Genomic DNA, 26717 nt, shown 5'->3' with positions numbered 1-26717 from the left:
ACGACGGATTTTTCTAGACATAGAGTTCTCCTGTTTTCTTTAGTGTAGAACACTTTATAAATTCTGTCTAGTTTAGTGTAACCGATTCAACCCAATTCTCGACCACTCACTTGAGTGCTCAAGATAAAATAACGTGTTTCAACTGTTTCCTTACTGCCCTTCTGGTAACGACAAGTCACCCGTCCCAAACCNCTTATCCATGACATTTCGGTTAAAAGCGAGTTGTTTGTTTAAGGTTTTATTGGCATCTTCTCTAAAAACGACATCTAATTGCCAATGAAGACTTTTAATAGCCCAATGCCCACGAACACAAGCAGCCAATTCTCGACCACTCACTTGAGTGCTCAAGATAAAATAACGTGTTTCAACTGTTTCCTTACTGCCCTTCTGGTAACGACAAGTCACCCGTCCCAAACCCTGAATGTGAGCCCAATCCGAGTGTTCCCTTCTCAACCAAGCAGCATCTGTAACAACCTCATAGAGGCGTTGTTCAACCTGTCCGTGTGCCTTTTCAATGGTTTCATAGGTATCCGAAATGGCCTCCTTATCCTCAAAGAAGGGGATAATATCTTCTAGCAGGTTCTTTTGATTTTCCTTGACCGCTAGGCAATAGTTGCCCTGCTTTTGGATAATCTTATTAGCGATGGCCTTTTGGGTTCCCATAGCATCTATACTAATCAGACAACCTTTAACAGAAATGTTGTCTAATAGGGCTGGAATAGCTGTGATTTCATTACTTTTTTCATCGGTTGCGACTTGACCGTAACAGATGCCCTGATCTGTCGCATAGGCAGACACAATGTGAAGGGCTTTTTGAGCGGCACTACCATTGCCCCTGATTGTTTTCCCATCAATAGCCAGAAGATTTTTGGCAAAGGTCGGAAAAGTGGTCGCAGACAGTCTAGCCTCTTCAAGTAGGTTTGACCACATCAACGTGACGGTTACCAAGACTTGAGGATCCAAGGTTGCGAAAACACGCTGCATGGTGTCATGAGAGGGAATCCCATTATCCAGTTTAAGAAGGGCACGCAAGGAAGACTCATAGGCCTTACCGAAATCTTCGATTTCCTCCTAGTATTCTGCTCCAGCTAGACGGGCAAAGAAAATGAGCAGGATAATATCAGACAACAGGTGATGGACTTTGCGATGGTCACGCAGGTCGTGAACAGACATTAAGAACTTGACAATCTCTGGCATAAAAACTCCTCCTCTAACTATTATAGCTAAAAAGAGGGAAAGTAGTCTGTGAAAGATGTTAAAAACGATAGTTTCTTCGTACGTTTGTCCTGTGTCTTCTATAGGTCCAGTGTACGAAAAAAGACCTACCTTTCTAATTGTGAAAGATAGGCATTTTCAGAAAAAGGCAAGACCATTTTCGAATCATTGTCTAGTTTTCCCATATCGAAACTGATCATATTGAAATTTATAGTCAGAGAAAATCAATCTAGTCTAGGAAACAAAGCTGGTGATAGAACAAGAGTCATCTAAATGAGTGCCAACGCCTATCTTTAATTTTCAAAGAGTACTATTCTCAAGATCCGGCAGACTCCTAGTACATCATGCTCTTCTATTTGTCATCATCAGCCCAGCCGTAATCACCCGATAATGCAGTATTTCTAGTATGATGCCTATCGCAGTTGTCACAAATACGACCGCCTAGCAATAGGAGCTTTTAACCGATGGTCACAGATCATGGAAGTTTCACCCGCAAGCCGATGGCAGTTGTTTCCATTTTGGAAATAACTGAATATTCATCGAGCTCCCCCTCGTCAAAGATGTTTCGGAGATGCTTACTGATGGCAGGTACACCGACACCAAACAATCTAGCCAACTCTTTCTGACTAGCCCAAATGGTCTCATCGCCGATAATCACCTTAACCGCTTCGTCCGTATTATCAGCAGTATAGATTAAAAACTGTAATTCATTCATACCATCACCCTTCTATGGAAAAATGCAAAAATACTCGACACCTTCATTATATCATACCCTATAGAAAAGGCTCTATAAGACTGTAACGGGTAATTCAATCGCAATATTATGGATCTATTTGGATGTAGAAAAAACTAACCTAACTCATTGAGTCGGATGGTCATAGCGCAACACCTTATCTATGATTGTTTCAAGCATACCGCTGTTAATAGACTCAAATATACTGAGTTCCAGTTTTCCAAGACGTACCCGGAGTAGAATATTATTTTGCTTTTTCTTCTCAAAGGAACGAGACTGAGGGCTGAATTTAAAGGGACGATAGGTTGTGTTATCAAAATAACCTCCAGTAATATTTTCTAGACATAGTATACTGGAGGTCTGGGTTTTACGATAGATACCTTGTTATGGGGCGGTTAGGAATGAAACCATTCAACGGAACTGTAAATAGAAAAACATCCCAGAGTCAAATATAGACTTTGGGATGTTTTCAATATACTCTGTCATGGGGCGGTTACGGCATTGACATGATGAAAACCCTCCATTTCTGTTTTCTACTCAAAGTATAATGGAGGGTTAGATAATAGAATAGATATCTTGTTATGGGATGGTTACGGTGATGACAGAATATAATTATTACTGATAATACTTGCAACCATCAGTCTCGTCTAAATATATCCCTCGTATAAACCTTGTCTATCACATCTTCTAAAATGTTATCATAACGATTGGCAATGATAACCTGTGAACGTAACTTGAAAGCCTCTAAATCATTAACCACTTCACTACCAAAGAATGTCGATCCGTCTTCAAGAGTTGGTTCAAAAACAATCACCTTGGCTCCTTTAGCCCTAATTCGCTTCATTACCCCCTGAATAGAGGATTGGCGGAAATTATCTGAATTTGACTTCATTGTTAAGCGATATACACCGACAACAACTTCTTTTTCCTTATGAGGATCAAACTCGCTACTCCCCACATAGGCATCCGCAATTTCAAGAACACGGTCAGCAATAAAGTCTTTACGTGTGCGATTACTTTCTACAATAGCAGACATCATATTTTGCGGAACCGCATCATAATTTGCTAGAAGTTGCTTTGTATCTTTTGGTAAACAGTAGCCACCATAGCCAAATGATGGGTTATTGTAGTGATCTCCGATACGAGGATCCAAACCAACCCCTAGGATAATCTCCTTGGTATTAAGCCCCTTGAGCTCCGCGTATGTATCCAACTCATTAAAATAAGAGACACGTAGTGCTAAATAAGTATTTGCAAAAAGTTTCACTGCTTCTGCTTCTGTGAAGCCCATAATCAGAACAGGGGTGTCCTCATCCAGAGATTCTGCCTTCAAGAGTTGGGCAAATTCACGAGCTTTTTCTGTCAATGCTTCATACGACATATCTGTTCCAACGATGATCCGAGATGGATGCAGATTGTCATAGAGCGCTTTTGATTCTCGCAAAAACTCGGGGCTAAAAATAATTCTATCACAATTGAACTTTTGACGAACTTGCTCCGTGTATCCAACAGGAATTGTTGACTTAATGATAATAGTGGCCTGGTCATTCACTGGAAGAACCTGCTCAATCACTGATTCCACCGCAGACGTATCAAAGAAATTCTTCTTACTATCATAGTTGGTTGGAGCTGCAACAACGACAAATTCGGCATCTTTGTATGCTGCATCACCATCTAAGGTTGCGGTAAGGTTCAAGGCCTTGGTCGCAAAATATTCCTCAATTTTATCATCTTGGATAGGCGATTGTCTACGGTTAATCATCTCAACCTTCTCTGAAATGATATCCACAGCAACAACTTCATGGCTTTGAGCCAGGAGAGTTGCTAAAGAAAGGCCTACATAACCTGTGCCAGCTACTGCGATTTTCATATACTACTCCTATTCGATTCTATTATTGATGTAAGCCTCTGTTGCATTTTCTTTGGACTTGATTATGCAGGGATTCCCAAATACGACCGAATGTGAGGGCACATCACAATTGACATAGGTGTTTGGAGCTATCAAAACATCATCGCCAATAGTAACTCTTCCAACAATCGTACTATTGATTCCAATCCAAACATTATCACCAATAATCGGACTCCCCCTTCTTGAACCACGATTTTCTTGGCCAAGTGTCACACCTTTGTGAATGTTGACATTTTTTCCAATAATAACATCGGGGTTAAAGGTGATGCCAACTATATGTCCAAGATAGAGACCTGGACCTATTTTTGTATTTGGGTGTAGCTCAACATGGTACCTATAGCAAAGCCTCTGAAAGATAAATCGATAAAAAAACTTTATAATAGGGTTTGTCGCCACTTGCTGTTTTCTAAAATAAAGTTGTAACCTTGGCATTTTATAGGCACCATAACGATGTTGGTCTAGTTGAACTAGATTTATTTTTTTCATATTACCTGTCCTTATAAAAATGTCGATACCAGATAGCAAACTGCCTCAAGCCATGTCTTAGAGGGGTAGAGGGTTTAAAAGCAAAGTCCCGTTCCAAAGCCGAAGTGTCTGCATAGGTGATAGGCACATCGCCCGGTTGCATGGCAACCAAGTCCTTATGAGCTTCAAAATCATAGTCTTCTGGTAAAATCCCTGCACGAACCAGCTCCTCTTGCAAGATGTTGACAAAGTCAAGGAGTTTTTTTGGCTGGCTATTACCTATATTATAGATGGCATAAGGGGGAATAGGTAGGCCATCATCCCCCGTCTTGCGCTTCGGTGCACCAAACATGACACGTCGCACCCCTTCAACGATGTCATCGATATAAGTGAAATCCCGTTTGCAATTACCGTAGTTAAAGATTTGGATGGTCTCCCCTTGACGTAATTTATTAGTAAAGCCAAAATAGGCCATGTCTGGGCGCCCAGCAGGTCCGTAAACTGTAAAAAAACGTAAGCCTGTGGTCGGAATATCATAGAGTTTACTGTAGGCATGGGCAAAAAGTTCATTGGACTTCTTAGTCGCTGCATACAGCGAGACAGGATTGTCAACCTGGTCTTCAACACTATAAGGAACTTTGGCATTGGAACCATAGACCGAAGATGAAGATGCATAAACCAGGTGTTCCACGGAGTTGTGGCGACAAGCCTCGAGAATGTTTTGGAAACCAATCACATTGCTTTCAATATAAACTTCCGGATTTGAAATAGAATAGCGCACACCTGCCTGAGCTGCTAAATTGACTACAATATGGGGCCTATAACGTTTAAACAGTTGATCCACTAAGTGCTTATCAGCCAAATCCCCCTTGATAAATTCCCACTGAGAAACTGATTTTTCAACCTGTCCCGCAATCTCCCCTAAGCGAAACTCTTTCAAAGAAACGTCATAATAATCATTAAGATTATCTAGTCCAATAATCCGTAAAGAATCTTGTTCGGCCAAGAGTGCCTTTACTAAGTTAGCGCCGATGAAACCAGCTGCTCCTGTGATTAAGATTGTCTTCCTATTTAAATCAGTCATTGTTTGCCTCGTTTCAGTCATTGTTTGCCTCGTTCTAAGATGGTTTTTTCTAGAAACTGTCTCTTTTCTTCACTTGTCATCCCTTTTGTAAGGACAATTTTGCCTTCCATTTTGCTGGCGTATTCATCTAAACTTTCAATAATGCGTGCTGGCACACCCCCTACAATGGTGTTTGGTGGCACATCTTTTGTAACAACAGCACAGGTTGCAACAATCGCATTTTCGCCTATGGTAATCCCTGGCATAATCATAGCATTTGTGCCAATATGAACATTGTCTTTCACAAGGATCTTACCAAAACGATCTGCCTGTGCGAAGACTTCCTTGTATTTGGGGTGATTTCTCAACACCCAAAGGCCGCCATCATGGGTAACAAAGTTAACACCTGCATTGACTCGTACATGATTTCCCAGCTGAATCAGATAGGGTTCACTACCAAACTGGGCACTTTTATAAATTTCACAGTTATTGCCAATCTTAACACCTTGACTCCTAAGGTAATCAGGATATTTTGACATAGGTAAGAGAGATAGTCTAAGGTATCCTAAAAGTCGCTTCATCATATTATTTCTTTCTAAAATTAGGCAGCATAGCCAAAAAGGATTGACGGTAGAAAAGGCCACTCATGAGGAAAAACAAGAGGATCGAGACCAGTCCGCTGATAAGGGAGCTGGTAATAAGCGTCCAGTAACTATTTGGCGACAGCTTCAAAAAAGGAATCAGCCAAAGGTAGAGTAAAAGAGTGGATAGGTCTACTAAAAAGACCTTGAAACTCTCTCTGATGGCTCGTTTGAGAATGTTTTGCCTAATGTAATATAGGGAGGCTGCAATACGATAAAGCATGGAAAGGGTCGTTCCAATAGCAACACCTGTCAGGCCATACTGGCTAACTAAGATGAGGGAGACAAGCATATTGATCATAATCTCAATCAAACTGTGAGACTGAGTTTCCCTGAAATGACCAGCCGAATTGATCACAGTGGTATAGGGGATCTTAATGCTCATCAAAAAGTAGGCTGAAATCATGAGGAGGGCAAAAAATTGATGCTTGTAGTTCTCATCCTCAATGCCCCTTGTGTAAACCATGACAAAAGGAACAAGAACGGTTAACATGACACAACTGATAACAACCGAGAGGAAGTTGACAAGCCATTCAAAACGAGAAAAGTCTTCTTGAAGTGTTTTATCTCCCTCCCTTCCTTTAGCCAGCAGATGGCCAAAGTGACTTCTATAGCCCATGCACAGGCTCTCTATCAGGAGGCGAATCCCATTTAGGGGAAAGGTATAGATATTGTAAATAGACACATTGCCTAAGGTAGACATCAAGGTCAAAATAATGGTATCTAAAGATGATGTCAGTGTGATAGCCACGTGCTGAATCAAACCGCTCCATTGATTAGGGATAGGCTTATGCCCAACCTCCGAAAGCGGCAAGAGTGGGTAATGCTTTTTGACATAGAGCTGTAGGGAGATAGGCCTCAGCAAAAAGATAATGGAAGAGACCAGTTTGACCATTTGAATGCTATGGCCTAACTTGACTAAAATATAGGTAACCAGGATGTTGATAAGGACGGTCAAGATATTCATGGCCGTGTAGATATAAAGTTTCTGGTCTGCTGCTAGGATGACTTGATTGCTGATGCCTAGGACATATTGGCCAATAAGACTGATGGAGATAGCGAGAACTAGGCTGGTTGTATAGAGCCATGAAAATTGATCTGCTTTTGTTAGACCGTAGTAGAGACAAAGCATCAAAATATAGAACAGTAAGCCTATCGTCAGTCGGCTAAAATAGCGTTTGACGGCATTAAAAATAGCTGAAACCTGATAGTAGTCCTTCTGATAGAGGGGTTTATAGAGGGCTGCCTGGGCAACTGCTGCCACTCCAAAATCAAAATAGCTAATCACCGACAGCAACTGGGTAATAGAATAATTTAGACCATTGACCTGTGTGCCATAGGCACTTAGGAGGAGCCTAGGGATAATTAAACCCGAGAGCAGGGTTATCAATTGAAACATTAGTGATGTCAGACCATTCAGTCTTAGTTTATTCATTCAGTTTCATCCTTTTTAAAACTTGCATTCAAAAATGCCACATAATCAAAATCATCCAAGTAACGCCGGCCACTGAACTTGGTCTTGAATTGGCAGAGGTCCATTAAACTGTCCCCCAGGCGGTAGGCCTCTCCCATATCATGAACACTGGCTAAGCCCTCATAGGGTTTAGAGGTCAAGAGAACCTTATTAGGGTAAGGAAGGCTATCAAAGTATGCTGCGTCCTCTCTGGTCAGACCATCTCGATCAGTGAGAATCAGATAGAGGAGGTTTGGATTAACCCTCTTCGCCCTCTCCTCCCATTTGGCCTTTGCTGTAGCAAAATCCTTGTAGTGGAAGAAGTGGATGACCACCTTTTCATCCAAATAACCGACAGGATACGGCTTATTCTCGCCTAATTTTTCCTTTAGGGGAAGCTTGAGGTAATGGTCCAAATCCGTGACAAAGGCTAAGTAAGATTTTGGTTCAAAATAAAGATTAATGGTAGGAGTGGCAAAAGGAAGACCTAAATCGTGGAGTATAACCCCTCCAATACAATTGGAAGAGATAATAGAAATGGGTTCACTAATAGCTAACAAGTTGCTTCGATTGCGACGGGTGAGGTCTCTTCTTAACCAGTTGCGATAAGCTTTTTTCACTCGCTCTTTATTAAGCATGATGACGCCTCCCTGCTACTTTTGAGGCAAGCCAAACCAGGATCACCATAAACAAAACCACCTGAACCAATTGTCGGAAGCCCGTCAACGAGCTATCCCGCATCATGGCACAGAGGATAACACAGGAAGTGGTCGCAACATAGCGTTGCATAATCCCTTTGTCATCACTAATGAGTTCCGCAAACAGCATACCAAAAAAGAACATATAGATAAAGCCTAACCAACCCGCATTGATAAAGGTTTCTGCAAAGAACGTAAATCCTGTCCCCCACCTGATCTTTAGCAAGTCTTGGGACAAGTAGTTGCCCAGATAGACGTGGCTCACTCCCAATCGAGTCGCCAGAGCAGTGGATACCGATGTTAGGGCAGAGGAGACAAAGGTATTGCCAAAATGGCTGAAAACTCCCTGACCAAAACTGAGAACGATAACCGTCACGCCTAAACTGCCCCCCATCTCCTGAATAAAACGAACAAGGACATTCTCACTGACACTCATCACCTGTCCAAGGTCTGACAGAGATAGATTGGCTAAACCTTGATTGCGAATGTTAATGATGAAAGACAATACGGACAAAGAGATAAAACCTGGTACTGATAATTTGATAAATTTTATCCAGTTAATTTTTTTATAATAGGTGCTATGCATCCAAATCAAGACGATCAGCTTATAAAACCAGTTGCCACGCTCACCAGCCAGAGTATAAAAAAGCATATAGGCGCCAAATAAACTATAGGCCAGTTTAACCTTCCTGTAATTGCTCCCAAGCAAGAGACCGACAATAACAGGGAAAAAATAATCCTCCGAACGACCAATCAGAGAGTTGACCGAAAAATCTGAATAGTAGAGGGAGCCATAGCCGTGTAAAGCAGACTGCCTCAAAACCAGCCAACTCTTATAAAAAGTTGCTGGGACTATCACAAAACTGAGCCAGAGGCTGACTTTATAAATGATACGCTGTAGCATGTCTTGGCGGCTATCATCAAAAGAATGCAAACAAGAATAATCGAGACGGAAGATCCTGATGCTACAAATCCCTACCACCATGGCCACATAGCAGTAGATAGAAAATAGGGCCGCATTATAAATTTGCTGATCATTTGGTGCTGGGAAATTAGCATACAAGGTGACCTTGCCTATTTCTGTATCAGTCCTGATTCCTAGGGCCCACAAGAACAGTTGCCCAAAATTAAAGAGAAAGGCAATCATCAACAAGATGCTTGTTAAGCTAAAGGTTCGCTGTTCTAGTTTTGACAAAACAAAGAGGGACAGACCAAATAAAAAGGTGGCAACATAGGAGAGAAATAAAAGATCTGAAAATTTAGCTGGATGCCCGGCTGTCAAAAGATTGGTCACCATAAGGGCAAACAAGGACAGCATCACAAAAATCAATAGATAACCCAGTCCTGTTTTGGACAGTCTTAGACTAAGCATTTATAACTCTCCTATCAGTTGACACCATTGCCCTACGATGAGATCTTCACTCAATCGTTCCTTGATGACTTGGGAGTTTTGCGAGAAGGCATTTCCTAAGTCATCATTTTCTGCCAGTGTCAACATTTTTTCTAGTAAGGCTTCCTCATGACCAACTGGTATTAAAAAGCCTGATTTACCATCTTCAATGAATAGCCGCCCTCCATAAGCGGGGCAATCCGTACAAATGGTCGGTATCCCCATCGCCAAGGCCTCCAACATCGCATTTGAAATTCCTTCATAGTCGGAGGGAAGAATAAACATTTTGGCCCTATGGATTTTCGAGTGGACATCCCTTGTAAAACCATGAAAAACCACATTATCTTCCATGTCTAAGGTTCTGGTCAAGGCTTTTAGCTCAGCTTCTAAAGGACCCTTGCCAAAGAATTCCAACTGATAGTCAGGATGAGACTTTTTGAAGCGGTGAAAGGCCCTAATCAACAGGGGTAAATTCTTTGCTGGCTCTAAGCGCGCCACGCAGACAATCCTTTTTTCCCTTGTCCCTTGATAGGCAGGTAAGATTTCCTTTTTCAAAGGATTGAAGATAATGACACTATTTTTTTCCGTCATCCCCTTAAAGCAATCCTTAGCATATTGGGTCTGAAAAACAAAAAAGATACGTTTACGACTGTAGTAGCATATATCCCTAATCAGACGACCCAACTTAGTCGGTGTTTCAGCATTGGGGTCATTGCGTTCAGAGACAACAATCGGATAAGAAGTAAAGGCTAAGGCCGCAAGAACCATAATATTGATTGGGGTCAAGAAGGAAATAACCACATGTGGGTTGATGGCCTTAATGGTCCGCCTAATCTGACGCAAACGTTGTAAATTGCGCTTGATGCCTTTGAGCTGCTCAGGAAGATCAAGCACCTGGTAACGAACACGACTATCAAGGTCATAAGCCACTTCATCTTTTAAAAGAGCTAGGATAGTGACATCATAGTCCTGACACAGGTGATTGGCCAAAATTGAAATCACGCGCTCGGCTCCCCCACCAGATAGAGAACCGATGGTAAATACTAATTTCTTTTTCATGAGTTACCTCTTATATCTTGCTATTTTTTTGATGCACTTTGTTAGACCAGGTAAGGCTTTAGGACAGAGACTAAAAACAAGGGCCTGTCCTCGACTTTTTAAGCTCCGTGCATGGCGCATCACATACTGCTTATCAGTATGGGTTATAGGTATTGTCGCCGGTTCATAAAAACTACCCAACATTTTACGGGCCAAATAGTCCATCAAAACACGCTTTTGACCTGACGAAAGCCCATAATAATCATAAATGCTTTCTAGGCGATAATAGATGCTACGGGCATCTTTGACATTTTTATCCCTGTTTTTTTGGTGCATAATGGAACCTGGACGTTGAACATAGTTATAAAAGGGGATATCCAGATACATAATGCGCTGAGCCTTGAGGTAGAGTTGAGGCGTCCATAATTCATCTTCGTGTAATAGACCTTTTTCAAACGATAATTGACTATCAATCAAAAAATTTCTGCGGATAACCTTAACCCAAACAGCAGAATACATACAACCAGCCTTGACATTATCTACAAAGTAATCTCGACCATTTTTCACTACACCACTATCGATATAGTGGTTATTAAACAATGATGTTTTTTCCCCGTTTTCAACATACCGGCCATTAAATTCTAAAACATCAAGGTCATTGTCTTTTAGGTGTGATGCTAAGACGTCCAAAGTATTATTTTCAAGATAATCGTCACCGTCAATAAAAAGGACGTAGTCGTGCTGAGTCTGTGCAAGACCAAAATTTCGGGCATCAGACAGGCCTCCATTTTCCTTTCGAAAATAGTGAAAGCGCCTGTCTTTTTCCGCGTAAGACTTGGCTATCAGATGACTATCATCCTTGGAACCATCATCCACCATGATCACTTTAAAATGGGGGTAGGTTTGACTAGCAAGACTGGCTAAACAGGCCTCCAATTCATCTTGGATATTATAAATAGGAACGATAATATCAAATCGTAAGTGGCTCATCTAACCTCCTTGTCTTAGTCGTGCCAAGTTTCGCAATGTTTTGCGACGGATTAATTTTAAGCTATTCATCACAAAGGTCAGGTACATAAAGGGTTTAGAAATCAAGCCCATCTCGTATAAGTTCTTGACATTTTGATGTCTGCCCTTGTGCATCCCATCTAAATTAGAGGACAGTCCACTCATCCCATGGTAAGCTTTTCCGATATCAATCCGAACAAGATCCTCTGCCAACACATAATAACTATCTTTGAGCAGGAACTTTTGAAAGAAATTGATGTCCTCACAATGTTTCATGCCTTCGTTAAAAAGGCCTAGTTCTATACCAACATCCTTTTTAAACACAATACTTGGGGTTGATGGCATGTTGCGCCAACACAGGTCTCTTGCTGTTAACTTGCACAAGCCCTGCCTTGGTCGCCAGAGTATTTTTAAGGGAAAACTACTTCCTAAAAAAAACATAGCAGGCGTTTTCTGTATCACATCGTATTGCCGTTCTAACTTTTGAGGCATCCAGAGATCATCTGAATCCAAGAGGGCTATCCAGTCTGCTTTCGCCATTTTGATGGCCTTATTACGCGTGTAAGAGACCCCGTGATTGGATTGATGATGGTATTGAATCGGCAAGGTTGGGTATCGAGACATATAAGCCTTGACAACCGCTTCGCTACCGTCACTTGAGCCATCATTGATAATGATAATTTCCTGGATTAAGTCCAGGCGTGTTTGCTGTCTGACCGAGTCTAGGGTCATTTCAATAGTCTCTTGGCAATTATAGGCAGGAATGACTACACTAAACACATCTATCTCCTTTGTCTAATACGGCCGTCAGAAACTGTTTGATCTGGTCTTCAAATGCTTCTCTAGTGAATTGACTCATCAAGACTTCCCAAACCTTGGCACGCATGTTACGATAATCCAGTTTTTGGCAGACCGAGACAACCCGGTCTGGTTGACCCTCGTAATTGATTCCAATCCCATGAGTTTCAATGATATCCCAGGTATCTCCCTTAATGGAGTTAATCATAGGCAAGCCCATAGACAAATAGTCTAAACTTTTCATGGTCAAGCCAACTGTCACTTGATCGATCATCATATTAAAGGCAAAATCACAACCAGCCACCAGTTTAATCTTGCTTGGCTTATCAAAAATCATGCCGTGATAATAAACTTGACAGCCTGAGGAGGTTAAGTCAGACAGAAAACCTTCTCGCTTTTGGCCCTCTCCAATGATATGGAAGACCACTTGCCACCCCTTGGTTATAAAAGCCTTCACAATCGCCAAAATCCCATCATAGTCCGTGATGCTGTTGAGACTGCCAACATAGGCAAAGTTGATGGTTTTTAGCAGAGGGTCAAAGGTTTGTTGATCTGCTACCTCTTTTGCCAACAAGAGTTCTTCTTGGCTGTAGTCCGAGAAGAGGCGAAGGGTTTGGTTGGGACATAGGCCCGAGTCCAAGGGTAGGCTTTTACGGTAAAGATCGCATTCTAGAACAATCCCATCTGCCACTTTGAGGCTAGCATTTCGCATCTCTGCCCATTTTCGGGCCAAAAAGCTCTGCTTGAGAAACTTAAGAGGCATGGACTCCGGCCACAGATCGATGACATCTACAAGGTAAACAAGGTCCGGATGTTTGTCCTTATAGGCCAAACAGGCTCTAGCCACATTGTTTGGTGGAACAAGGGCATAAACTAGATTAGGTGCGTGCTCTTCCAGAGATTGAGCTACCGCTTTACCAAAGGCAAAATGCGACTTGATTCTAGCTAGAGAAAGGTTTTTAGCATAGGGCGAAACACTGAGATAGGTGCATTCTTCATAGCGTTTTTCAATCGGTGCTTTGGTGATATGGTCAAAATCAGAAAGGAGCACCGCCACCTCATAGCCACGACTAATCAAGCGCTCTCTAATGACCTGCAATCTCTTCTCATACCAGTTAAAGCAGGAGATTAACATAGCTTTTTTCATAATCGTTTAATAACTTTCTATAGATAACTCAGTTATCATTTCCGATAAGCTGGGAAAAATAGCTCATCTACTGAAACACCTTTTAATTGGCAAAGTTTCTCATAGATATCAGGTTGGTGAATTTTCTTGGCAATATAGAAGTCAAATAAGGTTTGCCGAGTAAAATTCTTTTTAAAAAGGAACAAGGGGTCATCATCTGCATTGGTCAGACCACCTCCGTGATGGATGACTTCAATACTATTTTCATAAGCCCAGTCTGACAAATCTCTTTCCAGTAAGTAAACTGGATTCATTTTTAAATATTCTGAACGAGTTCCTAATAAATGACCGTGCAACACACCACTGCTAATAAAATAATAGCCTGCGCTGATAACCTCATTTTCGTATATCACTTCAATAATCAAGACTTGATTCCCGAATAACTCTTGACAGTGGTTAAAATAACTTTTTTCAAAGTAATAGAAATCACTAGCACCATTTCTATCCATAGTGGAATAGTACAAATCTAAAAAGTCATCAATATTAGAAGGATTGACAGTGATTCGGGTTTTTAAACCCAAACGTTCCGCCTTTCTAGCTAACCGTCTTGAGTTAGAGTTAAACTCTCTTTCAAATGGTCTATCAAGTTCTGCCTTCGTACTAGTCCCAACAGTCTTTCTCATATAGATCGGATGATAAATTTCTTTAAAATCTATAGCATTATTGACAATAGGATGGAAACGGACAAACTCTGATACAATGTTATTGTCACGACAGTATCTACTAAACTCACTTTCAAAAGTCAATAACAACTTTTCTCTATCCTTTTCTTCAACAATCAAAGGACCACCAAAGCCGTAAGGTGTTATCAAGTCATAGTAAATTTCATCCAAATCACTCTCTATTTCTCTTTTAATAAATGAATAAATAATTTTACCGTATTGGCAATCAAGTTCCCAAAATTCTGAACTGCCACTTTCAATACTTTCATGGACCTTCCCATATTCTCTCGTAAAATAAATATCAAGCATTAGTTTTCCTTCCTACCGAATAAATAATCAACAAATATCCTCATTTCCCATCGTTAATAGGTTTAGACATCAACAAACGTTCTGGTTGAAATCCAAATTTACCGTATAAAGCGACAGCAACCTTATTATGACAGGTTACATTTAGTTCTAACGCTTTGCATTCTTTTTCTTCTGCAATTGCAATAACACTTTCCAACAGAAGACTACCAAGTCCTTGAGAACGACTCTTTTGATTGATAATTAGCTCGTTGATATGCAACCTGTTAGCCTCTGTTATGAAGTACCACAGTATACCCAAGAGTTGTTTGTCTCTCAAAACCCCCAAGGCCTGAGCCTTGCCATGCGAAAGATAGTTTAACAAGGCCTCAAAACGTTGCTGCCCTAAAACAGGTGCTAGGTCTTGATGAGGAAAATTTTGCCTATAGGCTTCATAAAACCATTCCGATAGTTCTCCTTGATAGGGTCTTAGGTCCTTTTCAAATAAAGGTTTAATGACTATTTTGTCTTTCAACATCCAAATCCTTCATCATTAGTTCTGTCCCACTCGCAATATCCGATCGTTTAATCACCTTAACAAAAGTTTTGAATAAAATCTTAAAATCTAATAGAAACGAGCATTCTTTTACATAGGTAACATCCAGTCCGAGGCGTTGATCCCAATTCAAATGATTGCGCCCATTGACCTGAGCCAAACCTGTCAAGCCAGGTCTGACACTATGCCTCAATCTCTCCTCATCTCGATAGTAGAGTAAATATCGGACAAGCAAGGGCCTTGGCCCCACTAAGCTCAAGTCACCTTTTAATATATTGAGAAGACTGGGCAGTTCGTCTAGACTGGTTGAGCGTAACAATTTTCCAAACCTAGTCAACCTAACTTGATCAGGCAGCAGGTTACCTTCTTGGTCCTTTTGGTCTGTCATGGTACGAAACTTATACAGCTTAAAGATTTTCTCATCTTTACCCGGTCTCTCTTGGGTGAACAGAACTGGCGACCCTAGCTTGATCTTGACCAGCACAGCCACAATAGCCAATAACCAACCAAAAAGGATCAAGCCAATCAAAGCGGCTATAATATCCAAAGCTCTCTTGATATATTTTTCATACATGGGCTTCTTTCCTCCCATCCCTAATCAAAGCAAGAACGAATGACTTGGATAATCTTATCCTGTTCTTCTGGAGTCATCTTATTATCAGAAGGCAAACAAAGCCCACGTTCAAAAATATCTTCTGAAGCATTAGTGAAATCACTAGCAATATAAGCATTGCTATTTGCTCGACCACTCCCCTTAGCTGTAACAAATTCATGATTACGGAAAATAGGTTGCATATGCATTGGCTTCCAAATCGGACGCCCCTCTGCATTCAGCTTATCAAGAGCCTCCAAAATTTCAGTCGGTGTCGTTTTGCCCTCTTCCTGAATATAAAGGGCTTCTTGATCAGAACGTACTTGCTTAGCCATAGCCTCTTGATCAATTATCAGACAGCTAAGCCAATAGTTTGGAACACTATTCTCCACATCAAAAGGATTCATCCTGATTGGCAAACCTTTCAATCCTTCTCTGTAACGTTCATAAATCGCTTTTTTCTGCGCAATATGTTCTTCCAAATAAGGCAACTGCCCGCGTACAACGCCAGCAATGACATTACTCATACGATAGTTATAACCAATTTCTTCATGTTGGTACCAGCTAGCTGCTTCTCTTGCTTGAGTAGACCACTTCCGAACTTTGTCTGCTTCTTGCTTCGTCCCAGTAATTAAAGCACCTCCGCTTGAGCCAGTGATAATCTTATTGCCATTAAAGGAAATAATCGCATACTGCCCAAAGGAACCCGTCTGCTGTCCCTTATAAGTCGCACCAAGAGATTCAGCAGCATCCTCCACTAAGATAGCTCCATGCTTGTCACAAATCGCCTTGATTTCATCAAGCTTAGAAGGTACCCCATAGAGATGAACCAAAACGACTATTTTAACATGAGGATAAATTTCAAAAGCCTTTTCAAGTGCTGCTGGATCCATATTCCAAGTATCATATTCGGAATCAATAAAAACAGGCTCCGCCCCCTCATAAACTACAGGATTCACTGTTGCTGAGAAGGTCAAATCAGAACAAAAAACTTTGTCTCCCCTTTTCACACCGGCTAATTTCATGGCTAGATGAAGAGCGGAGGTGCCAGAAGAGAGAGCAACCACTTCTTTCCCCTCTAGGTAGCCTGACAATTGCTTTTCAATCTCAGTGATATTGCTACCTGCAGTTGTCATCCAGTTTGTATCATAAGCTTCTTGCATAAACTTCAACTCATCCCCATGCATCGTTGGAGATGACAACCACACTTTACATTCAAATGATTCCATTAAATTGTTATCCTTACCTTATTGCTATTCAATCCTAAAATACTCTAAATATGCCTCAAACCTGTCCTGAGCAGTGAGGCAGATGTCGATAAGATAGCCGTTGACTTCACCATATTCGTTTAAGACATGGTAATAGAAATATTTCAAAGCATCTATAATAATAAATGGGGTAACCCCGTACTTCAAGCATTCCTTTAACATGATAAGACGCCCGATATATCCCTTTCTATTTTGAAGGGAGTGGATACGCTCAAATCATAAAAACTCCCGATCCAATATGATACCCCTTGATGGCTCTGCTATGAAGGTGCCTAACCTTAAGGTATCTCTGTACTTCCGTCAAACGACACCTTCAGTAAGATTCGAGCTGTCAATAATCTTCATTTATAATTTTTGGTAGAGCCTCCCTTTGAGGTTAACGTTTCTTTCTTTTCTGAATCGTTCAAATATCATGTTTATTCCTGCCTTGCAAAATCAACGAGTTGTCTTTTCAATTCATCTTCAGGTAACGTCAGTAAACTATCCACAAATGTTTGAACAATTGCTGGCGATTGGTTTTGAACACGACCCACAAATATCTTATCATATACTTGCTGACTGATCCGTTCTTCGCTGGAAAGAAGTTCTTCATAAAGCTTTTCCCCTGGTCTAATCCCTGTCTCAACAATACCAATCTCTTCTACAGTATGACCACTGAGTTTTATGACCTTGGTAGCTAAGTCTTTAATCAAGACGGGGTCTCCCATGTCAAGTACAAAAATCTCTCCTCCCTTGGCCAAATGGCCAGCCTGTATCACCAGACGACTCGCTTCTGGAATTGTCATAAAATACCGTGTCATCCGAAAATCTGTTACAGTTACTGGTCCACCACTGGCAATCTGACGTTTAAAGAGAGGAACAACACTGCCTCTGCTTCCCAAAACATTACCAAACCTTACAGCAGAGAACTGTGTCTGACCAGCTTCGTTCAGATTGGTTACGATCATCTCTGCCACACGTTTAGTTGCACCCATCACATTCGGAGGATTAACCGCCTTATCTGTCGAGACCATGACAAACTTTTCAACTCGGGCTGCTTTGGCTGCTTCAGCAACATTTTTTGTCCCAAAGATGTTATTTTTAACGGCTTCTTTAGGATTGTATTCCATTAGAGGGACATGCTTATGTGCTGCAGCATGGTAAACCACCTGCGGACGATAGGCTGCTAACAACTCAGCAATCAGCTCCCGGTCCTGTATATCAGCAATTAAAGGCACAATATCAATCACCTGACCATACTTATTAACTAGTTCTTGATGAATCAGATAAATGGAATTTTCCCCATGTCCCAACAATAGGAGCTGTTTGGGTGAAAACTTGGCTATTTGACGACAAATTTCTGAACCAATGGAGCCACCCGCCCCTGTGACCAAAATTGTCTTGCCAGAGAAGTAAGCATTGAGGGATTCCTGTTCCAGCACCACTTCATCTCGCCCCAGTAAATCAGCAATATCTATCTCACGCAAGGATGAAGTAGAGACTTTTCCCAAAATAATATCTTCAACATTTGGCATGCTATTAACCGTTACTCCAGCCAAATGACAGATATCAACTAACTTCTGCCTTGCTTCTTTTGTTAAAGATGGAATTGCAATGGTAACCTGTTCTATGCTGTATTCTTGCACTAAATGCGGAATATCTTCCACATCTCCCAACACTTTCTTCCCTTGTATGTAGGTCCCTTTTTTATTTCGATCTTGATCAATAATGCCAATTATCTCAATGTCGCTATGGTTACCAGATAAGGTTGATAAGAATAAATGACCTCCAGCGCCTGCTCCAACTAGTAGGGTTCGCACTGTTCTTTGACTGGATTTCCCGTAGCGTTCACGTTCACTTAATGTTCGCCATAACATCCTGGGTGTTATGATATAAAGAAACGAGAATAAGAGAGATAATAGAATAAAACGGCAACTCAGTTGCCCTAATATAGAAAGCGAGTAGGCAACCAAAGCCAAATGAGCACCAGCAAGCGATAAACCAATCGTCAGCAAAGTGCTGGAACTTGTGTAACGTGTTAGTACAGAAAACACATGGAGATAACGAGCAAGTATTAAGTAAACCAAGCTAATGATTAACCAAGAAACCACAAAAAATCGACTTGTTATCACTGTAAATGCCTCAGAAAACATGCTACTAGTCAGTAAGGCTAAAAAAATCATTAGAAGATCAACGATTATCAATACCATTCGTTTTGTCGAACGTGACAAAGTCTCGCTATAGGTAATCAATCTAATTATTATCTCCTTTCAAACAAGTGCATTCAATTGAGAACAACATCTTCTCTCAGTCTTTTATCTAGCGTTTTTTGTAAAAACAACTTTATTTTCTGGCACGCTTCGTTACTTTGCTTTCCTGCTGTTTCCTATAATTCCCATAATCACCATAGTGCCCATAAGAGCCGTAATTATCAACAGTCTGCTTCACCTTATTCAAAATGACTCCTAGAAATTGAGCACCACTCTGTTTCATTTGGTCAACAGCCTTGGTGATAAATTTCCGTTTGATTTCGCCTGCTTCTATAACAACAATACTGGCATCACATTGCTGTGCAATAATAGCAGCATCAATCACCTTACCAATTGGTGGTGAGTCAATAATAACATAATCGTACCAACTTCTAGCATTGGTCAATAGCTCCTTGAAATTGTTGTTTTGCAACAACGCTGTTGGATTAGGTGGAAAAGGTCCTGTTGGAATGACAGATAGATTTTCCACATTGGTATCACAGATGACTTCCAGCAGTTCGCTATTGCCTGATAAATAGGAAGTTAGCCCTGCAATTTTACCATTAGCCCTAAACGTCCCTGACATGGTAGAGTTACGTGTGTCCGCATCAATCAGGAGCGTTTTGAAGCCAGAACGCGCAAAAGACACTGCTAAACTCGTCGCTGTAGTACTCTTGCCTTCGTTCGGTTGCACTGAAGTCAGCACAATGGTCTTAAAATGAGCACCACTAAAGCGAATGTTGGTGCAAATAGCATTGTAATATTCTTCTGTTTTTTTGATGTCTAAAGCCTTGTTTCTAGTCAGGTCTAATTGTGGCATGTTATAATCTCCTATTTGATTTGAGCGGTATCAGGAACCAAGCCTAGAAGGGTTAATCCCAGCACTTCTTCCACATCTTCAGGACGGCGGACGCGGTCGTTCAAAATCTCAGTCAACATCACGATGACAACAACTAAAAAACCACCTGTCAAGGCACCCAGAAGGGCATTTCTCTTGAGATTTGGAGACGATGGAGCAGAGGCATCCTCTGCTTCTTCCATTGTCTTGACTGTTTCAACCTGCGTGATGTCCATAATTTTCTCAGATGCGACCTCGCGCACAGCATTGGCTAGACGAGTCGCTTCGCTTGGGTTCTCATCCTCAATTGAGATTGAAATAATCCGCGTGTTGGTTGGGATAGAAACTGAAAGTTTGCCCAGTAGAGCTTCTTTGCTGAGGTTCAACCCTTCCTTTTCAATGACAGTCAACAGGACATCTTTAGAGGTGATAATCTCCTTATAGTCCTTGACTAGATAGTCACCGACCTGAAGGTCCTGTGTCGTGATTTTTCCTTCAGCTTGACCTCGCTGATTACCAACATAGATACGAGTAGTCGACGTATACTTTGGCGTTAGCACAAAACTACTAACCGCTAGAGCCGCCGTGGCAAATAGCAAGGACGTGAACAAAATCATAAATTTTTTCGCCCAAAGTTTTTTCAACAAGAATAGCACATCAATTTCAATGGTTGAGGAATTATTTTCCATGGTATCTCCTAAATGTATTGATTATCTAATAACGATTGCGGGTTGGTCATAAATAAATGTTCTGCCCGCTCAGCTCCATAGGCTTGCGCAACGATGTCATAAGCCTCTTTCATAAACGGTTTACGGCTATCTAGATTGTGCATATCGCTAGCCACGCAGTGAACCAGATTTTTATCCAGAAAGAAACGCGCACGTTTCTTGTACTCTTTCAGACCATCTCCAAATAATTTTGGTTTAGTGACATGTACACTGTTGATTTGCGTATAAGCTCCCATTTGAATCAGGTCTTTTACTTTTTTGTCATCAAAAGCTAGCGCATGATAGCGCTCGATATGGGCTAAAACTGGTGTGATGCCGATCAAAGAAACCTTGCTCACTGCTTGGTGAATATCCTTGTAAGGCGTATTAGAACTAAACTCAACAAGAGCAAATCTTGTTCCATTCAAGGTCGGAAAATAGCCTTTTTCTAATTGCTCCATCATCGGGGAACTATAATAAAGTTCCCCACCGTAAAACAGCTGCAAATCAGGTAACTGCTCTTTGACCTGAGCTTTAACCACTAAAAAATGACTCAATATGGTTTCTTCAGGTGTTTCAAACATGCCTTTTCGCCTGTGAGAGGTTGCAACAACTTGACGAACCCCTTGACGATAGGCTTCTTTTAAAAGGTTTAATGACCCATCAAGGGTTTTAGGACCATCATCAACGCCATAGATAATATGCGAATGAATGTCAATCATCCACGACCCTCCAACACATCCAACATTGCTTGTTTAGCTTGAGCAACACTAGATTCATCCAAACTCACCATATAAAGCGCGGCAGTTGGCATGGCATAAGATGATAGCTGACCCGTTGAACCATAACCTGTCACTGCCTGAGAAGTCACCTGATATTGACCACCGCTATCTAGCTGACCATTTGCCAAATCCATCATGGTTGACAGTGGCATATCTGTCTGAACAGAGCCACTCAAGCCGTCAATCAAACTCTGATATTTTCCGATAGATTCCAGCGAAGCCAACTTGTTGACCAAGGCTGAAACAATCTTCATCTGATTTTTCGCACGGTCGTTGTCGCCACCTTGTAAACTATAACGCTCACGAACAAAGGTTAAAGCTTGTTCTGCATTTAGCTGAATGCTGCCGACTGGAAAATGAGACCCTCCTGCCGTAAAAGCTTGATCATTGTCGACTTCAATCCCTCCAACTAAGTCAATCAGCTCAACAAAGGAGGTAAAATTAAGACGAACATAGTAATCAATCGGCAGACCATAGAGATTCTCAAGTGTTTGAACAGAGGAGCCAACACCATATATACCTGCGTGTGTCAGTTTATCAGACTGACCGTTTCCACCACCTGCGATTAGCACATAGGCATCGCGCGGCGTTGTTGTCAGAAGCACTTTTTTGGTTTGACGATTGACAGTCATGATGATGTTAACATCTGAACGTGAAACACCTGAAATAGGTCCATAAGAGTCGATGCCGCTGATATAGATGTTGAAGGCATCGCCATTTGTTGCTGTTTGTTTAGGTGGTGCAGGAGTTTCAATTTTTGTGCCGTAAAGGGTTCTAATCTTACTTGTAAACTCGGAATCAACTGCCTCCAAAAGCGGGATGTAGGCTTGATTGAGTGCCATCGCTTTTGAGTGGTCTGACATGATCTGGTTGTAAGCCGTTTGATAAGCATCAACCGTGTCAACATTTGGTGTCAGTGACTTCTCAGCTTTGAGATTGGCTAACAATTTATCAAGATTTGCCGCGTCATTAGCAGGTGCAAGAAGGCTTGTGACTTGGCTGATGTCCGTCAGCGGGCTATCGTTTGCTACGATAACGGTCATCTCAACCTGTGAGAAGCTCGCGGTTTGATTTAATTGTTTTGATAAGTCAATAGCTGAATGGGCAAAAAAAATCCCTGCACCAACTAGTAAGCTAGACAAAAGCAAGAGAACACTGTTAAATAGTTTAGCTTTTTTCGTTACAATAAGCAACAAGCCTAGGCAAAAAACAAGAAATAGAAGACCTATGGCTATCCAGTTGACCGACCGAAAGGCTAGAAAGTTATAGGTTACTATTAAAAAAGCAAGATAAACGCTCGCCAAAGTGTATAAAGCTAGTAAAAACAAATTAAACAGATTAGTTAGTCCATTTGCAGACTTTGCTTGGCGATGCCGTTGTGAACGCTTGTTCATCGGTTCTCCTATAATGATTATTATTTTACTCACTCAAATTATAGCACCTTATAACTTTTTTTACAAGTCATTTATCGTCTAAATCACGCTATGTCTCTTTTGTAAACGCATTACCGCCAACAAATGTTTTCCTTAGAAAGACACAAAGAACGCCACTGCTGATAAGGAAAGTAGCAACTCCTGACACCAGACAAAACTAGATAACTAAAAAAACAGATACAGCAATCAAATAATGTTCGTTTTTAGGTATCGCAACTAAAAACACAGAAACAATTGTTTATTGCTTCTGTGTTTGATGTGTTCATCAGAGAAATTCGTTAATCAAGCCACCGATACCTGATGAATTGTTGGATTCGGTCGTTCCGACAAAAGTACCTAGATGACTAGCAAAGGTACCTAAATTAAGACTTTGCACGTAGATGTCTCCTGTCCCACGGAAAGTGTTAACCACCCCTTCACCTGTTCCGACTGATTGCAGCCAGCCGTTTTCGAGGTGAATATGGTAATCAAGACTAGTGCTCCAAGCAACCACATGGGCGTTATCGATGGTCATTTCTTGATTGGTTAGGCTGATTTTTTTGATAGAACCGAACGCATTCGCTAGTAAAATCCCTTGCCCCTGTGTGGTCATGACAAAGAAACCACCTTGCCCACCAAAGAGGGCACGACCAACACTCTGGAGCTCAAGGGTATAGTGCGCTGAGCCATCCATGGCTAGAAAGGCACCGTCATTGAGACGGTACTGCTCTGCTCCCAATTCTAATGCAATCACTTGACCAGGCATCGACGGAGCAATAGCTAACTTGCCATCATCCGCCGACGAGATCGCCTGCGTGATAAAAGCGGACTCCCCTGACACCATAGAACGCCCCACTGCCTTAATCAACTTCCCAAGACCACTGCCTTGGGCATTGAGCTTGGTGTTGAGACTGATGCTGGGGGTGTGATAAACCATGCTGCCACGCTGAATATAGGCAGACTCACCGCGTTCGAGAGCGATTTCCACCAGCGGAAAATTTTCGTTGCTAGAAATGGTGTAATTCATACGATTGTCTGACATGATAAATCTCCTTTGTTTGATGTTGTTGATACAGAGATTGTACCGCTTTCTTTTTTTGTTGTCAAACAGTAATCACGACCCTTTTATTAACTTAGACTTTCCTCAATCGCTTCGTAAACAAACTGGGCAGTCCCTGCACCCGCTACTTGGTCAATGGTCTGGGTGAAGCGGTTGTCCTGGGCATACATCATGCCAAGTCCTCGTAAAATTTCTGATGTGCAAGGGTAATAATGTTCAGAAATCGTATCTTGCAGTCGTTTAACCTGCTCTTGCACCGCAGGGGCTGTAACAGTTAAATGTCTGAGTTTACCAAATTCCTCAAAAATCGTCATCAGCTCATGATGACTGGTCTGCCAATCGTCAGCGGCTGTTTTGGCAACAAAGTCTTGGTAGGCTTGAGTATTGCCCCAACGGTTTTGAGCTTCTTCTTGAAGCTGTTTGAGTTCTTCCTGGTTAAAAATGTCTAGTGTCATGGTACCTTCTCCTTTGATTAAGTCCTTGGTGAGCGATAGGAGCTTGTCCAAGCGCTCACGTTTGAGTTCCAATAGATGGACATACTCCCTTAGCACCGCCCGCTTCACCGCTGGTGGTCCATCTAGTAGCTCCGCTATGGTTTTCAGAGGAAGCTCTAACTCACGAAAGAGCAAGATGTCTTGCAAGCGCATCAAGGCCTTATCGTCATAAAGCCGATAAAGACTTGCAGTCACTTGACTTGGACGCAAAAGTCCAATCTCATCATAATAGTGCAGGGTGCGTACGCTCACCCCTGTCAGTTGACTGACCTCTTTGACTGTTTTCATGACAGATGTCCTCCTTGATACCCATTCTACACCCTGACGCGACGTGAGTGTCAAGCTTTTTTTTTTAAATAAATGAGCAAAGGCTAGTTTTTTCTTCCTAAATCTGCTATACTGGTCAAAACAAAAAGGAGGCTCTGCTATGTTCCCTAAAAAACCATTGACAAAAGGTTCCCACATCCGCGTGCTTAGCCCATCTAGCTCCATCCATCGTCTAGGCGGCTTTGAAGCGAACCTAGCTGCTAAAGAGCGCTTGGAAGCCTTGGGCTTTCATCTGTCCTTTTCGTCCCATTATCTGGTACCTGCTGATGCGCTGGACTCAGCCCCGATTGCCGATCGGGTGGCGGACTTACACGAGGCCTTTGCGGACGAGTCGGTGGATGCGATTTTGGCGACGATCGGCGGTAGCAATGCCAATGAGCTCTTGCCTTATCTGGACTACGCGTTGATTGCCCAAAACCCAAAAATCCTCTGTGGCTACTCGGACACAACAGCCCTCCTTAATGCCATCTATGCCAAGACAGGGGTTATGACCATCATGGGACCCAGCTACTCGAGTTTCAAGATGGTGGAGGGACAGCCCTACCAAACGGCGTCTTGGCTAGCAGCGACCAGCCTTGCCCCTTACGACCTAACGCCTAGTCCTGAGTGGTCCAGTGATGCCTGGTATGACCCTAGCCTACCACGCCAGTTTTTCCCAACAGCTTGGAAGGTTTATGCCCATGGCAGAGCTGCTGGCACAGCCATCGGTGGCAACCTGTCGACCTTCGGTCTCTTGCGTGGCACCCCTTATGCCCCACAGCCAGACCGCTATGTGCTGTTCTTAGAAGAGGCCGAAAGTGATGATTACATCGAATTTAATCGCCATTTGGCAGCCATTCTCCAAGCCTATCCTAACCCTCAAGCCGTCTTGATTGGACGCTTTCCCAAGGAATGTCAGATGACGGAAGAGACCCTTCTCTACATTCTGGACAAGCACCCTGTCCTCAAGACCATCCCAGTGCTTTATGACTTGGACTTTGCCCACACCCAACCGCTCTTTAGCCTGCGGATTGGTGGGCAGGTGACCGTGGACACGTCAAATCTGAGCATCCGATTTGATTAGATTGCAAAAAATCCGCCACAGAGCGGATTTTTAGTTTGTGTATACTCAAAGAAAATCAACATCAGACGAGGTCAAATTCTACAAGTTATCAACTACAGATTGCGCTAACTCAGTCGTTGAGGCAGTGTCATCTTCAACACTTATCCGTCACAGGGGAGTTGACGACGGCTGGCGAGAGAGAAAGAGCGTATCAATCTGGCTGCTGTCCATCGTGGGCTTGCCAGAGGCAGTCGGTCAGCTGGAAATTGCTAAAGCAGGCAGTAAAGCGAGAGTCTTCTGGGCTGCAAGCATAGACGCCGAAGGAGACCTGCTTGCTGGCAGCTGCCATGTGGCAAATCCGCATCTGGTGGAAGCGGATGCCGTCCAGAGAATACTCGATTTTGAAGTCGTCCTGTCGTCTGCTCAGGCGGTAGACGACCTGTTTGGTCGTGGTTGGAAACTCGGCGGTTGCCCAGTCGGAATAACCGCCGTTGGTCACGACACTGCCTAAGTGTTGAAAATCGTCGTTTTCATATTCTACAGACGCTTTTAACCAATTCTGCTCGCTTTTTCATTTCAAGGCTCGCACCTTCCACAGTCTTTCCCTAGACTGTGGAAGCTATCCTGATAGAGGACGATGCCTGCTTGGTCAAAGCGGTGATGGCTGTCCTTAAAGTCGACGGTGACGGTAAAGGAGAAAAAGGGGTCATCCGTTGTCATCTGAAAGAGTGGCGCGTTGTCGTTTTGGAAATGGTAGTAGGTCCGTTGCCAGAGATCGGTGTGGGGCTGGGTGGTCAGGGTCAAGCTGTCCTCCTTGACTGTCCAATTCTCAGGCTCTCGTGTCCATGAAAAAGCGGTTAGAGCCAT

Annotated in this window: 24 protein-coding genes and 3 pseudogenes; 1 reads left to right on the top strand and 26 read right to left on the bottom strand. The window is 42.3% G+C overall.

Annotated features, from left to right (window positions below; all coding sequences use genetic code 11):
• Positions 1–192: 192 nt before the first annotated feature.
• From ACERC7_RS02745 to ACERC7_RS02625, 25 genes and pseudogenes are all read right to left on the bottom strand, one after another.
• A pseudogene (locus ACERC7_RS02745) lies at positions 193–1197 on the bottom strand (ISAs1 family transposase); the annotation flags it as partial.
• A 493-nt stretch (positions 1198–1690) separates the two neighbouring features.
• Entirely contained in the window at positions 1691–1930 is a 240-nt protein-coding gene (locus tag ACERC7_RS02740; protein WP_373666072.1) for a hypothetical protein, read from the bottom strand.
• A gap of 144 nt (positions 1931–2074) precedes the next feature.
• Positions 2075–2262, bottom strand: a pseudogene (locus tag ACERC7_RS02735) (hypothetical protein).
• A 323-nt stretch (positions 2263–2585) separates the two neighbouring features.
• Positions 2586–3818: a nucleotide sugar dehydrogenase gene (locus tag ACERC7_RS02730; RefSeq protein WP_373666071.1), complete on the bottom strand. Its 1233-nt coding sequence runs from the start codon at positions 3816–3818 to the stop codon at positions 2586–2588.
• A 9-nt stretch (positions 3819–3827) separates the two neighbouring features.
• On the bottom strand, positions 3828–4343 hold the full coding sequence (locus ACERC7_RS02725; protein WP_373666070.1) for a serine O-acetyltransferase: 516 nt from the start codon (positions 4341–4343) through the stop codon (positions 3828–3830).
• 1 nt (position 4344) lies between these two features.
• On the bottom strand, positions 4345–5406 hold the full coding sequence (locus ACERC7_RS02720) for an NAD-dependent epimerase/dehydratase family protein (protein WP_373666069.1): 1062 nt from the start codon (positions 5404–5406) through the stop codon (positions 4345–4347).
• 17 nt (positions 5407–5423) lie between these two features.
• Positions 5424–5966, bottom strand: a complete 543-nt coding sequence (locus tag ACERC7_RS02715; protein ID WP_373666082.1) for an acyltransferase — start codon at positions 5964–5966, stop codon at positions 5424–5426.
• A gap of 4 nt (positions 5967–5970) precedes the next feature.
• Positions 5971–7461, bottom strand: a complete 1491-nt coding sequence (locus tag ACERC7_RS02710) for a lipopolysaccharide biosynthesis protein (protein WP_373666068.1) — start codon at positions 7459–7461, stop codon at positions 5971–5973.
• Complete coding sequence (locus tag ACERC7_RS02705; RefSeq protein WP_373666067.1) at positions 7458–8117, bottom strand: DUF1919 domain-containing protein; 660 nt, start codon at positions 8115–8117, stop codon at positions 7458–7460. The genes ACERC7_RS02710 and ACERC7_RS02705 overlap by 4 nt, the downstream gene beginning before the upstream one ends.
• Positions 8110–9549, bottom strand: a complete 1440-nt coding sequence (wzy, locus tag ACERC7_RS02700; RefSeq protein ID WP_373666066.1) for an O-antigen polysaccharide polymerase Wzy — start codon at positions 9547–9549, stop codon at positions 8110–8112. Before wzy ends, ACERC7_RS02705 begins: the two co-directional genes overlap by 8 nt.
• A complete protein-coding gene (locus tag ACERC7_RS02695; protein ID WP_373666065.1) occupies positions 9550–10626 on the bottom strand; it encodes a glycosyltransferase in 1077 nt (358 codons plus the stop codon).
• Between the two features lie 3 nt (positions 10627–10629).
• Positions 10630–11595, bottom strand: a complete 966-nt coding sequence (locus ACERC7_RS02690; RefSeq protein WP_373666064.1) for a glycosyltransferase — start codon at positions 11593–11595, stop codon at positions 10630–10632.
• On the bottom strand, positions 11596–12393 hold the full coding sequence (locus tag ACERC7_RS02685; protein WP_373666063.1) for a glycosyltransferase family 2 protein: 798 nt from the start codon (positions 12391–12393) through the stop codon (positions 11596–11598).
• The gene (locus ACERC7_RS02680; protein ID WP_373666062.1) at positions 12386–13558 is read right to left on the bottom strand and encodes a glycosyltransferase; all 1173 of its coding nucleotides are present in this window, start codon (positions 13556–13558) and stop codon (positions 12386–12388) included. Before ACERC7_RS02680 ends, ACERC7_RS02685 begins: the two co-directional genes overlap by 8 nt.
• A 35-nt stretch (positions 13559–13593) precedes the next feature.
• Positions 13594–14568: a GNAT family N-acetyltransferase gene (locus ACERC7_RS02675; RefSeq protein ID WP_373666061.1), complete on the bottom strand. Its 975-nt coding sequence runs from the start codon at positions 14566–14568 to the stop codon at positions 13594–13596.
• A 40-nt stretch (positions 14569–14608) separates the two neighbouring features.
• The gene (locus tag ACERC7_RS02670) at positions 14609–15082 is read right to left on the bottom strand and encodes a GNAT family N-acetyltransferase (RefSeq protein ID WP_373666060.1); all 474 of its coding nucleotides are present in this window, start codon (positions 15080–15082) and stop codon (positions 14609–14611) included.
• Positions 15057–15674: a sugar transferase gene (locus ACERC7_RS02665; RefSeq protein ID WP_373666059.1), complete on the bottom strand. Its 618-nt coding sequence runs from the start codon at positions 15672–15674 to the stop codon at positions 15057–15059. Before ACERC7_RS02665 ends, ACERC7_RS02670 begins: the two co-directional genes overlap by 26 nt.
• A gap of 20 nt (positions 15675–15694) precedes the next feature.
• Positions 15695–16921, bottom strand: a complete 1227-nt coding sequence (locus ACERC7_RS02660; protein WP_373666058.1) for a DegT/DnrJ/EryC1/StrS family aminotransferase — start codon at positions 16919–16921, stop codon at positions 15695–15697.
• Between the two features lie 455 nt (positions 16922–17376).
• Positions 17377–19170: a polysaccharide biosynthesis protein gene (locus ACERC7_RS02655; protein WP_373666056.1), complete on the bottom strand. Its 1794-nt coding sequence runs from the start codon at positions 19168–19170 to the stop codon at positions 17377–17379.
• A gap of 112 nt (positions 19171–19282) precedes the next feature.
• Positions 19283–20008 (bottom strand): tyrosine-protein kinase, encoded by a 726-nt coding sequence (locus tag ACERC7_RS02650; protein ID WP_373666055.1) that lies wholly within the window; start codon positions 20006–20008, stop codon positions 19283–19285.
• Positions 20009–20019: 11 nt separating this feature from the next.
• A complete protein-coding gene (locus ACERC7_RS02645; protein WP_373666054.1) occupies positions 20020–20715 on the bottom strand; it encodes a Wzz/FepE/Etk N-terminal domain-containing protein in 696 nt (231 codons plus the stop codon).
• An 8-nt stretch (positions 20716–20723) separates the two neighbouring features.
• Positions 20724–21455, bottom strand: coding sequence for a capsular polysaccharide biosynthesis protein Cps4B (gene cps4B, locus ACERC7_RS02640; RefSeq protein ID WP_373666053.1), 732 nt, complete (start codon positions 21453–21455; stop codon positions 20724–20726).
• The gene (locus ACERC7_RS02635; protein ID WP_373666052.1) at positions 21452–22909 is read right to left on the bottom strand and encodes an LCP family protein; all 1458 of its coding nucleotides are present in this window, start codon (positions 22907–22909) and stop codon (positions 21452–21454) included. Before ACERC7_RS02635 ends, cps4B begins: the two co-directional genes overlap by 4 nt.
• 304 nt (positions 22910–23213) lie before the next feature.
• Positions 23214–23969, bottom strand: coding sequence for a TIGR00266 family protein (locus tag ACERC7_RS02630; RefSeq protein WP_373659148.1), 756 nt, complete (start codon positions 23967–23969; stop codon positions 23214–23216).
• 86 nt (positions 23970–24055) lie between these two features.
• The gene (locus ACERC7_RS02625; RefSeq protein ID WP_373659147.1) at positions 24056–24769 is read right to left on the bottom strand and encodes a MerR family transcriptional regulator; all 714 of its coding nucleotides are present in this window, start codon (positions 24767–24769) and stop codon (positions 24056–24058) included.
• A 139-nt stretch (positions 24770–24908) separates the two neighbouring features.
• Here ACERC7_RS02625 and ACERC7_RS02620 point away from each other — a divergent pair, with 139 nt between their 5' ends.
• Complete coding sequence (locus ACERC7_RS02620) at positions 24909–25871, top strand: S66 peptidase family protein (RefSeq protein WP_373659146.1); 963 nt, start codon at positions 24909–24911, stop codon at positions 25869–25871.
• 190 nt (positions 25872–26061) lie between these two features.
• Here the strand turns inward: ACERC7_RS02620 and ACERC7_RS02615 are convergent.
• Positions 26062–26717, bottom strand: a pseudogene (locus tag ACERC7_RS02615) (DUF1349 domain-containing protein).

It is taken from the genome of Streptococcus sp. E17BB (assembly GCF_041807725.1).
Lineage (GTDB): Bacteria > Bacillota > Bacilli > Lactobacillales > Streptococcaceae > Streptococcus > Streptococcus entericus.
Note: the sequence above shows the minus strand (reverse complement) of the source record. Positions and strands in the feature narration are given on the sequence as shown.